This is a genomic window from Labrenzia sp. 011, from assembly GCF_003075075.1.
GTDB lineage: Bacteria > Pseudomonadota > Alphaproteobacteria > Rhizobiales > Stappiaceae > Roseibium.
This window is the reverse complement of the sequence record NZ_QCYM01000017.1, coordinates 59,113-71,702: the sequence shown is the minus strand read 5'-3', so window position 1 is coordinate 71,702 and position 12,590 is coordinate 59,113. Positions and strand designations below refer to the sequence as shown.

9 protein-coding genes are annotated in these 12,590 nt (G+C 65.5%); 8 read left to right on the top strand and 1 reads right to left on the bottom strand.

Translation table 11 applies throughout. The features are described from left to right. The first annotated feature begins 108 nt into the window (after window positions 1–108). The 8 genes from DCO57_RS17050 (at window position 109) to DCO57_RS17015 (ending at window position 11,531) form a co-directional block, all read left to right on the top strand. Window positions 109–894 carry an ion channel gene (locus tag DCO57_RS17050; protein WP_116700116.1) on the top strand — a complete coding sequence of 262 codons (786 nt, stop codon included), beginning with the start codon at window positions 109–111 and terminating at the stop codon, window positions 892–894. Window positions 895–1,050: 156 nt separating this feature from the next. Next, entirely contained in the window at window positions 1,051–1,911 is an 861-nt protein-coding gene (locus tag DCO57_RS17045; protein ID WP_208978001.1) for a hypothetical protein, read from the top strand. Window positions 1,912–2,508: 597 nt separating this feature from the next. Next, complete coding sequence (locus DCO57_RS17040; protein WP_116700114.1) at window positions 2,509–3,789, top strand: CaiB/BaiF CoA-transferase family protein; 1,281 nt, start codon at window positions 2,509–2,511, stop codon at window positions 3,787–3,789. Next, a complete protein-coding gene (locus DCO57_RS17035; protein ID WP_116700113.1) occupies window positions 3,786–5,402 on the top strand; it encodes a thiamine pyrophosphate-binding protein in 1,617 nt (538 codons plus the stop codon). Before DCO57_RS17040 ends, DCO57_RS17035 begins: the two co-directional genes overlap by 4 nt. A gap of 214 nt (window positions 5,403–5,616) precedes the next feature. Beyond that, window positions 5,617–6,468 (top strand): pantoate--beta-alanine ligase, encoded by an 852-nt coding sequence (gene panC, locus DCO57_RS17030; protein WP_116700112.1) that lies wholly within the window; start codon window positions 5,617–5,619, stop codon window positions 6,466–6,468. Between the two features lie 36 nt (window positions 6,469–6,504). After that, window positions 6,505–7,314, top strand: coding sequence for a 3-methyl-2-oxobutanoate hydroxymethyltransferase (panB, locus tag DCO57_RS17025; RefSeq protein ID WP_116700111.1), 810 nt, complete (start codon window positions 6,505–6,507; stop codon window positions 7,312–7,314). Between the two features lie 2,572 nt (window positions 7,315–9,886). After that, window positions 9,887–10,330 (top strand): hypothetical protein, encoded by a 444-nt coding sequence (locus DCO57_RS17020; RefSeq protein WP_116700110.1) that lies wholly within the window; start codon window positions 9,887–9,889, stop codon window positions 10,328–10,330. 142 nt (window positions 10,331–10,472) lie between these two features. Next, window positions 10,473–11,531, top strand: a complete 1,059-nt coding sequence (locus DCO57_RS17015) for a trifunctional transcriptional activator/DNA repair protein Ada/methylated-DNA--[protein]-cysteine S-methyltransferase (RefSeq protein WP_116700109.1) — start codon at window positions 10,473–10,475, stop codon at window positions 11,529–11,531. A 191-nt stretch (window positions 11,532–11,722) separates the two neighbouring features. Here DCO57_RS17015 and DCO57_RS17010 read toward each other — a convergent pair whose 3' ends face one another. Further along, on the bottom strand, window positions 11,723–12,577 hold the full coding sequence (locus tag DCO57_RS17010) for a fumarylacetoacetate hydrolase family protein (RefSeq protein WP_116700108.1): 855 nt from the start codon (window positions 12,575–12,577) through the stop codon (window positions 11,723–11,725). Between the last annotated feature and the right edge of the window lie 13 nt (window positions 12,578–12,590).

Here is a 12,590-nt window from a genome sequence, read left to right as displayed (position 1 = left end):
ATTGTGCACCAAAGCCCCGGCGCGCGGCGCAACGGGCAGATTGACTTTTGCTCCCGCCTCTTGTCCGCTGCCGGCAGGAAATAAAATTGCATCAGGGGGGCGGCGCCGATGGCGGAAGCACTATCCGGTTTGAGAACCTTTCTGCGCCAACTCTACTACGGCCATTCCACCACGGCGCAGATCTTCCGCTACGGGCTGCTGGCTTTCGACCTGATCACCATCGGCTATTTCATCGTCTCCTCGGTCCTCGATCCCTATCGGCTTCAGCACGGTCTGGATTATTCCATCGCCGTGGTGCTCGTTCTGGACTTTCTGGCCCGGCTGATCGTCGCGCCAAGGCCGGGGCGCTATATCGTCAGCTTCACCTCCTTCGCGGATGTGGTGGTGATCATGTCCCTGGTCGCCCCGGCCTTCTTCGAGAATTTCGCCTTCCTGCGCGTTGTCCGCATGCTGCGGCTGATGCGGTCCTATCACCTGCTGAAGGAGCTGCGCTCCGCGTCGAGCTGGTTCCGCAAGAACGAGGAAATCTCCCAGTCGGCGGTCAACCTCGGCGTGTTCATCTTCGTGGTCACGGCCCTTGTCTTCGTGGTGGAGGACGACCGCAATCCGAATATCAACAATTATCTCGATGCGCTCTATTTCACGGTCACAACCCTGACCACCACCGGCTTCGGCGACATCACCATGACCGACAGCGTCGGCCGTCTGATGACCGTCCTGATCATGATATTCGGCGTGGCCCTCTTCCTGCGCCTCGTGCAGACGATTTTCCGCCCGGCGAAGGTATACGCGCCCTGCCCGGATTGCGGCCTCAGCCGGCATGACCCGGATGCGGTCCACTGCAAGCACTGCGGCCGGACCCTCAACATTCCGACCGAGGGCACCTGGGACTGAATCGCCAGGGCGCTCCGGCCACTCTCCGACTTGTGAACGCAAGCGTCCGTGCAATGGCTGGCGCGGCAGCATTTTCTGGCGCTATGTCGCAGGACATGCTCCGTGCCGCATACAGCGCATCGGAGTGGAGAAATCCAGATGCTGCGGGAGCCGGTCGTGTTTTTGAAATCTCTTCATCCCATCGCCTGCGCGGCCTTTCTGGTGGCGGGCCTCTTCGGGTCTGCCGCACAGGCGGCGGAAACCGGACCCTGCGGCGGGGAAATCCCCTGCGAGCTGGAGAACGGGGACTATTACATCCACCTGCCGCAGAACCTGCAGGAGATCCGCGCCAGCGGCGACCCGCTGGGCGCCATCCTTTATCTCCATGGCCATCGCGGCAAGGCCCTGAACGCGGTGCGCAACAAGGGGTTCCGGCGCATGGCGGACGACCTGGGTGTGGCCTTCGTGGCTGTCCAGGGCATCAACGGGACCTGGTCCTTTCCCACCTCCCCGCGCAACCTGCGCGACGAAGCCACCTTCTTCGACGCGGTGCTGGAGGATCTTGCCGCCCGCTTCGGCATCGACCGGCAGCGCACGCTGCTGTCCGGCTTTTCCTCGGGCGGCTTCATGACCTGGTATCTGGCCTGCGACGATTCCGGCCGCTTCGCCGGATTTGCCCCCATAGCGGGCGCATTCTGGGAGCCGCTGCCGCACGATTGCCGGACCGCGCCGCCCTATCTGTTCCACGTCCACGGCACGACCGACACGGTGGTGCCCCTGGAAGGGCGCTGGCTGGGGGGCGGAAAGTGGAAACAGGGCGATGTGTTCGAGAGCTTCGAGGTCTGGCGCCGCCAGAGCGGCCTTGCCGGCACCGAGCCGCAGATCCTGACCGAAGGCAGTCTGGAATGCGAGCGCTGGCAACCGGAAACCGGCTTCCTGGAACTCTGCCTCCACGACGGCGGCCACAGCGTCCAGGCGGCGTGGATCAAACGGGCCTGGGAACATCTCGCCGAGATGAAAGGCTGGGCGAAGGGGTGAGTTCGTGAGCTGGAATGCGGAGATAGAAGCGTCCTGAACCCGCGCTAAAGAAGTGTCCTAAACCCCCGTTGGAAGCTACTGCGTCCGCTACCCCCCAGCGGTCATCCCCGGCAAGCGGAGCGCGACCGGGGATCCAATCGTTTCCAGAGAGGCCGAAACCGGGAACACGATTGCCGCGCCTCAGGACTCAAACACGCTGCAATACCCGGAAAAGTGGATTGGATCCCCGCTCGGAGGCGGGGATGACCGCCGTGGGGATAATATCGGCAGGAAAGAATTCACGGCACCCGCTTCCTCTGACGCGAGGCAGCTTTGGCGCAACCACACCCATTGCGGCGACACATCCTGCCCGCCGTTACATCCGCCGCGCACCCACACCCTCCGTGCCGTCCCGGCCTTGAGTCGGGGCCTCCTTCTACCCGGAAACTCGAAGGTCCCGGCTCAAGGCCGGGACGGCGCCGGGGCGATGCTGCACCCGCTTGCATTGACACGAAAGTGAGCCGGTGTGTTGTGACCCGTGAGCGAGCGCAGTTGACGCGGGTGGCTGCCGTGTGGCCTTTTCCAGAACGTTCCTGAACCCGCGATCCAAGGTGACCCTTGTCCCAGTCTTCCCCCACGCCTGGCGCCCTGTCCGGTCTCGTCGTCCTCGATCTGTCGCGCATTCTGGCCGGGCCGACCTGCACCCAGATCCTGGGGGACCTCGGAGCCGAGGTCATCAAGATCGAACGGCCCGGGCGCGGTGACGACACCCGTGGCTGGGGACCGCCGTTCCTGAAGGACGGGCAGGGCAGGGACACGGGCGAAAGCGCCTATTACCTGTCCTCCAACCGCAACAAGGCCTCCGTCGCCGTCGATCTGGCCAGCGCGGACGGCCAGAAGCTGATCGCCGATCTCGCCGCGAGAGCGGATATCCTGGTCGAGAATTTCAAGGTCGGCGACCTGAAGCGCCGCGGACTGGACTACGACACGCTGAAGGCGCGCAATCCGAAGCTGATCTACTGCTCGATTTCCGGCTTCGGCCAGACCGGCCCCTACGCCCGGCGCGCCGGCTATGATTTCCTCATCCAGGGCATGGGCGGCATCATGTCCCTGACCGGCTTCCCGGACGAGGAGGGTGGCACCGAAACCAAATGCGGCACCGGCATCGCCGATGTCATGTGCGGCATGTATGCGGCCGTCTCCATCCTCGCCGCGCTCAATCACCGCAACGCCACCGGCGAAGGCCAGTATATCGACATCTCGCTGCTGGATGCCCAGGTTTCCTGGCTGATCAACCAGGGCGTCGCCTATCTGGTGTCGGGCGAGGTGCCCGGCCGGCTCGGCAACGGCCATCCGGCGATCGTGCCCTATGAGACCTTTCCGGCCGCCGACAGGTCCTTCATACTGGCCGTGGGTAACGACGCGCAATTTGAAAAATTCTGCGCAATCGCCGGCGCGCCCGAACTGGCCTCCGATCCGCTCTATGCCCGCAACGCCGACCGGGTGCGCAACCGCAAGCAGCTCGTTCCGCTGATCCGCCGCCTGACCATCGAAAAGCAGGCGGCGGAGTGGATTGCCCTGCTGGAGCCGGCGGGCGTGCCCTGCGGGCCGGTGAACGACCTTGCGCAGGTCTTCGCCAATCCGCAGGTGCTTGCGCGGCAGATGCGCATCACCCTGCCGCATCCTCTCGGCGGCGAAGTGGACCTGATCGGCTCGCCGATCAATCTTGAGAAGACACCGGTCACCTACCGGAGCGCGCCGCCGGTTCTGGGGGCGGACACGGCAAACGTCCTCACCCGTCACCTCGGACTGGACGAGGCGGCGCTTGCCGCGCTCGCCGAAAACGGCATCATCGATCTCGGCACCACCGCCGGGCAACAAGGAAACGCGGACAAATGACCACTGGCGCCGACATCATCGCGGGCAAGCTCCATGCGGCCGGCTGCCGCCATGCCTTCGGCATTCCCGGCGGCGAGGTTCTGGCGCTCATGCAGGCGCTCGATCAGGCCGGTCTCGAATTCGTACTGGTGAAACACGAGAACGCCGGCGGCTTCATGGCCGAGGGCGGCTGGCATGCGGACGGTGCGCCCGGCGTGCTGCTGGCGACCCTCGGCCCCGGCGCGGCCAATGCCGTCAATGTGGTCGCCAATGCCTGGCAAGACCGTGTGCCGTTGATCTTCCTGACCGGCTGCGTCGACCAGGCGGAAGCCGAGAGCTACACCCATCAGGTGTTCGACCACCAGCAGCTCCTGCGCCCCATCGTCAAGGCCAGCTTTTCCGCCCGCACGGGCGCGCTCGACGTCATGATGGAAAAGGCGCTGGCCGTCGCCCTCGACGGCCAGCCGGGCCCGGTGCATATCGACGTGCCCATCGCGGTCGCCGAAACGGAAACGGAGGAGGCCTGGTCGGAGAGCTTCCGCGCCCGCCCTGCCGCGCCGGCCCCGGCCGCCGGGCCGGACCTGGAAACCGCGCTGGACCTCTTCGCCAGGGCCGAACGGCCGATCGCCATTGCCGGTGTCGACGCGGTGAATGAAAACGCCTCCGCCGCCGTCTCTGATTTCTGTCGGAAATTCCGCGTGCCGCTGGTCACCAGCTACAAGGGCAAGGGCCTTCTGGACGAGACCGATTCCCTGGCGCTGGGCGGCGCCGGACTGTCTCCGAAAGCGGACGGTCATCTGCTGCCGCTGATCAACCGCAGCGACTGCATTCTGCTTCTGGGCTACGACCCCATCGAAATGCGCATCAACTGGCGCGGCCCCTGGGCGGCTGATGCCCCGGTGATCGACGTGACCCCGGTGCTACGCACCCACGGCATGCACAGCGCCGCGGCCACCCTGCGCAGTGCCGTCGCTCCGGCCCTCGAGCATTTGAGCAAGGCGAGGGCCGCGGACAGGCCGTCATGGCCGGACGGGGAACCGGCCCGGATCAGGGCGGATCTGGACAAGGCCTTCGCGCCGGAGCCCTCCGGCTGGGGCCCGGGAACGATCTTCCACACCCTGCGCGACACATTGCCCACTGAGACGGTCGCCACCGCCGACAGCGGCGCCCACCGCATTCTCGCCAGCCAGATCTGGCGCTGCCCAAACCCGCGCGGCATGCTGCAGTCCTCGGCGCTGTGCACCATGGGCTGCGCCGTGCCGCTGGCCATGGGCCACCGGCTGGTCGAGGGCCGCTCTCCGGTCATTGCCTTCGTCGGCGACGCGGGCTTGGAAATGTGCCTCGGCGAACTCTCCACCCTGCGCGACCTGAACATCCCGGTGATCATCTGCGTGCTGGTCGACACCAGCCTCTCCCTCATCGAACTCAAGCAACGCTCCAGCCAGCGCCCCAACGTCGGCGTCGATTTCGGCGAGACCGATTTCCCGGCGGTCGCCAGGGCCTATGGCGGCCACGGGGTATGGATCGAGAACGCGGCGGACCTGAAAACGGAAGCCGAAGCGGCGCTGGATCGTGACGGGTTCACGCTGCTGGCCTGCCGGATTGAGCGGCGGGCGTATGATGGGGCGTTTTAGGGGGCGAAAGCGGCCGGGAACTTGAATTCTCTGCAAGTTTCACGGATTTCCGAAACGGCAGATCAAATCAAAGTTAAATCAGCCAAATTAGGTGATGATTTACAAGCGTGCTTCTGACCTGCCCCACCTCCCCTCTAGACCTTCCCCGTTCCCCTCATTATGCTGCGCCCGCGAAAAGACCGGTCTGACGAGAACCCGGCCGCGGGAGGAAAGAATGAAGATCTGCCGCACAAAGGCGGAGATGCGCAGCGCCGTGTGCGCGTGGCGGCGCGAGGGCGCTACGGTCGCTCTGGTGCCGACCATGGGATATCTGCATGAGGGCCACCTCGGTCTCGTGCGTCTGGCCCGCGACAAGGCGGAGCGGGTGGTGGCGAGCATCTTTGTCAATCCGACCCAGTTCGGCCCCAACGAGGACCTTGAGACCTACCCGCGCGACGAGGCCCGCGACCTGGCGCTGCTGCAGGCCGAGGGCGTCGATGCGGTGTTCATGCCGGGCGTCGCGGAAATGTACGGCGCCGGCGGCGATACTTTCGTGGAGGTACCGGGCCTGTCGGCCATCCTGCAGGGCGCCCTGCGGCCCGGCCATTTTCGCGGTGTCGCCACGGTCGTCACCAAGCTTTTCAACATCGTCACGCCGGACTTTGCCGTCTTCGGCGAGAAGGACTACCAGCAGCTGGCCGTGATCCGCCAGATGGTCCGCGATCTCGACATGCCGCTGGAGATTGTCGGCCATCCGACCGTGCGCGAGGCGGACGGTCTGGCCATGTCGTCGCGCAACGTGCGCCTGAGCGCGGAGCATCGCGCGCAGGCGGGTGTCCTCAGCCGGGCCCTTGCCAGGGCGCAGGAGCTGGCAAAAGCCGGAGCCGATATCGCCGCTCTGGACGCCGCCATCCGCGACGAACTGGCCAGCGCCCCGGCGGCTGATGTGAAGAGCGTCGACATCCGGGATGCCGAAACGCTTGCCGAACTCTCCGGCCGCCTGGAGCGGCCGGCCGTCGTCCTGCTCGCCGTCGCCTTCGGCTCTGTTCTTCTGATTGACCAGCAGGTCATCTCGCCCGATACCTGATTTCCGCCTCTCAAGCCCCCTTCGAAAGGACGCCGCATGAGCACCCAGAAACCCATCCGCCGCACCACGGCCCCGCAGATCACCCGGCGCAAGGGCGGCGACCCGATTGTCTCGCTGACCTCCTATCACGCCCATACGGCGGCCATCGTCGATGAATACGCGGATTTCATCCTTGTCGGCGACAGTCTCGGCATGGTGATGCATGGCATGGAATCCACCGTCGGCGTGTCGCTGGAACTGATGATCATGCACGGCAAGGCGGTGGTGCGCGGCACGAAGAAGGCGCTCGTCGTCGTCGACATGCCCTTCGGCACCTATGAGGAAAGCCCGTCCGAGGCCTTCCGCAACGCTGCGCGCGTCATGAAGGAAACCCAGTGCGGCGCGGTCAAGCTGGAAGGCGGCGTGCGCATGGCAGAAACCATCAACTTCCTGACCGAACGCGGCATTCCCGTCATGGCCCATACCGGCCTGACGCCGCAATCGGTCAACGTCATGGGCGGCTTCCGCACCCAGGGACGCGACGAGGACACCTGGGCGATGCACGAGGCGGACGCCCGTGCCGTCGCCGATGCAGGCGCCTTCTCCATCGTTCTGGAAGGCATGGTCGAGCCTCTGGCGGCACGCATCACCAGCCAGATCCCCATCCCCACCATCGGCATCGGCGCCTCGCCGGAATGCGACGGCCAGATCCTGGTCCTGGAAGACATGCTCGGCCTCAACCCCACGCCGCCGAAATTCGTCAAGGTCTACGGCAACCTCGGCGGCCAGATCGAGGCGGCCGTGAAGGCCTATGCGGACGAGGTCAAGGCCCGCAAGTTCCCGGGTGAGGAGCAGGTCTACAGATAGGCCAGGAAGAACAGCCGGTTCTTGTCATCCCGGCGCGGTCTGCGTCGTAAGACAGGCGGCTACTGGATTCCTGCTCCCGAGCGGGGATGACAACCGGGAGGGGGCAGACACTGTTCCCCCGCCATGTCGCCCTTGAACGGACAGTGCCGCTCCCTCCTCTCCTCTCCTCTCCTCTCCTCTCCTCTCCTCTCCTCTCCTCTCCTCTCCTCTCTGAGGCGGTCATCCCCGGCGTGACCGGGGATCCAATCCACCTCACCACTTGCCGCATGGCTGATGGTGCCCGAACGTGCCGCAGCGCCGGTCTCCACATTTCCGGCTCTGGAAACCAATGGATCCCCGGTCGCGCTGCGCTTGCCGGGGATGACCGCCGGGAGAGGGGCTGTCGCTGTGCCTCCAGCCTGGGCGATACCATGCAGCCTCTCCGCTCGCTCCCCTCTCCCCCGAGGTGGTCATCCCCGGCTTGACCGGGGATCCAATCCACGTCACCGCTTGCCGCAGGGCTGGAGGGTGCCCGAACGTGTCGCAACGCCGGTCTCCACATTTCCGTCTCTGGAAGCCAATAGATCCCCGGTCGCGCTGCGCTTGCCGGGGGTGACTGCCGGGGGAGGAGGCGTCTCCATGCCTCCAGCCTGGGCGATATCATGCAGCCTCTCGGTTTGCTCCCACTCTCCCCCCTTGCGGGGGAGAGGGATGCCAGCCGGAGGGGCTGTTGCTGAAAACAGGGTTCTTCGGTTTCGCACACCTCTCCCCCGAGGCGGTCATCCCCGGCTTGACCGGGGATCCAATCCACGTCACCACTTGCCGCAGGGCCGGAGGGTGCCCGAACGTACCGCAGCGCCGGTCTCCACATCCCCGTCTCTGGAAGCCCGTGGATCCCCGGTCGCGCTGCGCTTGCCGGGGATGACCGCCGGGGGCGGGAGCCGTCTCCGTGCCTCCAGCCTGGGCGATACCATGCAGCCTCTCGGTTCGCTCCCACTCTCCCCCCTTGCGGGGGAGAGGGATGCCAGCCGGAGGGGCTGTTGCTGAAAACAGGGTTCTTCGGTTTCGCACACCTCTCCCCCGAGGCGGTCATCCCCGGCTTGACCGGGGATCCAATCCACCTCACCACTTGCCGCAGGGCCGGAGGGTGCCCGAACGTACCGCAGCGCCGGTCTCCACATTTCCGGCTCTGGAAACCAATGGATCCCCGGTCGCGCTGCGCTTGCCGGGGATGACTGCCGGGGGAGGAGGCGTCTCCATGCCTCCAGCCTGGGCGATATCATGCAGCCTCTCCGCTCGCTCCCACTCTCCCCCCTTGCGGGGGAGAGGGATGCCAGCCGGAGGGGCTGTTGCTGAAAACAGGGTTCTTCGGTTTCGCACCCCTCTCCCCCGAGGCGGTCATCCCCGGGTTGACCGGGGATCCAATCCACCTCACCACTTGCCGCAGGGCCGGAGGGTGCCCGAACGTACCGCAGCGCCGGTCTCCACATCCCCGTCTCTGGAAGCCAGTGGATCCCCGGTCGCGCTGCGCTTGCCGGGGATGACCGCCGGGGGCGGGAGCTGTCGCTGTGCCTCCAGCCTGGGCGATACCATGCAGCCTCTCGGTTCGCTCCCACTCTCCCCCCGAGGTGGTCATCCCCGGCTTGACCGGGGATCCAATCCACGTCACCACTTGCCGCAGGGCCGGAGGGGGCACGCTCGTGCCGCAGCGCCGGTCTCCACATTTCCGTCTCTGGAAGCCAATGGATCCCCGGTCGCGCTGCGCTTGCCGGGGATGAGTGCCGGGGGCGGGGGCTGTCGCCGTGCGTCCAGTCTGGGCGATACCATGCAGCCTCTCGGTTCGCTCCCACTCTCCCCCCTTGGGGGGGAGAGGGATGCCAGCCGGAGGGGCTGTTGCTGAAAACAGGGTTCTTCGGTTTCGCTCCCCTCTCCCCCCGAGGCGGTCATCCCCGGCTTGACCGGGGATCCAATCCACGTCACCGCTTGCCGCATGGCTGATGGTGCTTGGCCGTGCCGCAACGCCGGTCTCCACATTTCCGTCTCTGGAAGCCAATGGATCCCCGGTCGCGCTGCGCTTGCCGGGGATGACTGCCGGGGGCGGGGGCTGTCGCCGTGCGTCCAGTCTGGGCGATACCATGCAGCCTCTCGATTCGCTCCCACTCTCCCCCCTTGCGGGGGAGAGGGATGCCAGCCGGAGGGGCTGTTGCTGAAAACAGGGTTCTTCGGTTTCGCACCCCTCTCCCCCGAGGCGGTCATCCCCGGCTTGACCGGGGATCCAATCCACGTCACCACTTGCCGCAGGGCCGCAGGGCCGCAGGGCCGCAGGGCCGGAGGGGGCACGCTCGTGCCGCAGCGCCGGTCTCCACATTTCCGTCTCTGGAAGTCAATGGATCCCCGGTCGCGCTGCGCTTGCCGGGGAGGACTGCCAGGGAGGGCGCCGAACTGTGCCACAGTTCGTTCGGAGCTGACAAAGACAATGGGGCCGGGTCAGAGAAATGCGCGGAGGGCCGAGAATCCTGACACGCGTCTACACTCTTGACGAAGCGGAACCTGTGATATTTCCTTGCCAGGAATATGGTATTTGGAGCACCTCATGTACGGGCTTATTCTTGCGCTTTGCTCCACGTTCCTGCTGATCCCGAATGTTGCCTTCGCCAACGACCATTGTGTCGACGTCAGCGCGAACAAGGGATGGCAGTCCCTGAGACTTCCGGACGGAAAGATCCGCGGCGTGAATTATTCAGGCAGCTGGACCGTTATCGCCGGAGCATACAAACCGGTCGGTCCACGGGGATATTCAGGCCGGGAGGCTCAGAAGCTTGGGCCTCTTTACGGCTATAAGTTCGATCAATCCTATGCCTTTGGCGAAATGCTGGTGCGTGACCGGGCGGGGCGGATCGTGCCCTTCGCGGAATTTGCCGCTCTTGCAGTGAACTCTCCCAATCCGGCCGGTACTTATGCATTCCGCATCAACGATCGTGCCGATGCGCTCCGGGACAATGCCGGCGTGATAACGGTCTGTCTTTCCATCCGGTGAAGTCCCATCAAAGCGCGTTCCAGATCCGGCTTTGAAAAGGTCGCTCGGGAAACGTAAATTGCCGGGGCTGATGGGCTCAAAGAAAAGAATAAACGCCCGATTTCCGGCTGCATTGTTGGTCCGGTCAGCCTAGTCTCAGGTCATGCTGATGACCCGACCCTCTTTCGACACGCTCTATGAGGCGCTGCTGGCGCGCGATGCGGCCTATGACGGGCGCATGTTCGTCTGCGTGGCCTCCACCGGCATCTTCTGCCGGCTCACCTGTCCGGCGCGCAAGCCGAAGGCGGAGAACTGCAGCTTTCATGAAACCGTGGCCGAATGTATCGCGGGCGGCTTCCGTCCGTGCAAGCGCTGCCGGCCGACAACCCCCGAGGCCAGCGCCGATCCGGCGGTGAAACGGCTGATCGAGGCCCTGGAAAAGCGGCCCGGCTATCGCTGGGGCGAACCGGACCTGCTGCGCATGGGTCTTGAGCCTTCCACCGTGCGCCGCGCCTTCAAGCGCCATTTCGGCATGACCTTTCTGGAAATGGCCCGCCAGCGGCGCCTGCAGGAAGGCTTTTCCGCGCTGGCTGATGGCGGCAAGGTCATCGAGGCGCAGATCACGGCGGGCTTCGAATCCCCGAGCGCCTTCCGGGACGCCTTCGCGAAGATCCTCGGCCAGCCGCCGGGCGCCTTTTGCTCTCAGCCGCTGCTGGTTGCCGACTGGGTGGCCACACCGCTCGGGCCGATGATCGCCGTCACCGACAGTTCCCGGCTTCACCTGCTGGAGTTTCTCGACCGCAAGGCGTTTCCCGCCGAATTCAGAAAGCTGCAGGCCTTCGCAAAAGGGCAGATCGGTTTCGGGCGTACCAAGGTCACGGAGCAGATCCAAGCCGAACTGGACCGGTTCTTCGCCGGCATGGGCGGCACCTTCGAGACGAAGCTCGCCCTGCACGGGACCGCCTTTACCCGCGATGTCTGGCGTGAGCTGCTCGCCATTCCCGCCGGCGAGATCCGCAGCTACAGCGATGTGGCCAGGGCGCTCGGCCGGCCGGACGCGGTGCGTGCCGTCGCCCGCGCCAATGGTGCCAACCAGATCGCCCTGGTCATCCCCTGTCACCGGGTGATGGGCGCCGACGGCTCCCTGACCGGCTATGGCGGCGGCCTTTGGCGCAAGCAGCGCCTGATCGAGATCGAGCAGGGGTATCGCGCCGGGGCGTGAAGCCGCGCAAGACGCAATTGCCTCCGCAAGCTGCACGGCGATTGGTCCCCGGATCTCCGCTTCGCTGCATCCTGGGAAACCTCCGGGGCGCGGAGCGGGCTGTTCGGCCCGAGCGGGTACTGAAACGCCTGGCGGTAAACAGGAAAAGGGCCGGAGACCGGCCCTTTTCGCCTTATCTGCAGTCGTGAAGCCTAGGCCTTCACGACCTTCTGGGTCTGGCTGCCCAGCTTGTCGATACCGAGGCGCATGACTTCGCCGCCCTTGAGATAGACCGGCGGCTTCTGGCCCATGCCGACGCCCGGAGGCGTGCCGGTGGAGATCACGTCGCCCGGCTGCAGGCTCATGAAACGGCTCAGGTAGGAGACGAGGAACGGCACCCGGTAGACCATGGTTCGGGTGGAGCCGTCCTGATAGCGCTTGCCGTCGACTTCGAGCCACATGCCGAGGTCGTCATGGTCGCCGACTTCGTCCGGGGTGACCAGCCAGGGGCCGGTCGGGCCGAAGGTGTCGCAACCCTTGCCCTTGTCCCAGGTGCCGGAGCGTTCGATCTGGTATTCGCGTTCGGAAACGTCGTTGACCACGCAGAAGCCGGCCACATGGCTCATGGCATCGGCTTCGTCGATATAGGCCCCGCCCTTGCCGATGACCACACCGAGCTCGACCTCCCAGTCGGTCTTCACGGAACCGCGCGGGATCTTCACGTCGTCGTCGGGTCCGATGATGGCGGATGTCCATTTGTTGAACACCACCGGTTCCGGCGGAACCTCCATCCCGGCCTCGGCGGCATGGTCGGCGTAATTCAGGCCGATGCAGATGAACTTGCCGATGGCGCCGACACAGGGGCCCAGACGCAGGTCCTTCTGCGGATCGCCGTCAACGAGGGGCAGGCTGGAGATATCGAGACCCTTCAGGCGTTCGATGGTCTCCGGCAGAAGCGCGTCTCCGGCGATATCGGCAACAACCGCCGACAGGTCGCGGACGCGGTTGTCCGCATCGAGGACGCCCGGCTTTTCCTGCCCGGGAGCGCCAAATCGCAGCAATTTCATGAACGAGTATCCT

Coding starts and splice junctions, on each gene's coding strand:
- DCO57_RS17050 (WP_116700116.1), top strand. CDS start 109: ATGGCGGAAGCACTATCCGGTTTGAGAACCTTTCTGCGCCAACTCTAC.
- DCO57_RS17035 (WP_116700113.1), top strand. CDS start 3,786: ATGACCACTGGCGCCGACATCATCGCGGGCAAGCTCCATGCGGCCGGC.
- panC (WP_116700112.1), top strand. CDS start 5,617: ATGAAGATCTGCCGCACAAAGGCGGAGATGCGCAGCGCCGTGTGCGCG.
- panB (WP_116700111.1), top strand. CDS start 6,505: ATGAGCACCCAGAAACCCATCCGCCGCACCACGGCCCCGCAGATCACC.
- DCO57_RS17020 (WP_116700110.1), top strand. CDS start 9,887: ATGTACGGGCTTATTCTTGCGCTTTGCTCCACGTTCCTGCTGATCCCG.
- DCO57_RS17015 (WP_116700109.1), top strand. CDS start 10,473: ATGCTGATGACCCGACCCTCTTTCGACACGCTCTATGAGGCGCTGCTG.
- DCO57_RS17010 (WP_116700108.1), bottom strand. CDS start 12,577: ATGAAATTGCTGCGATTTGGCGCTCCCGGGCAGGAAAAGCCGGGCGTC.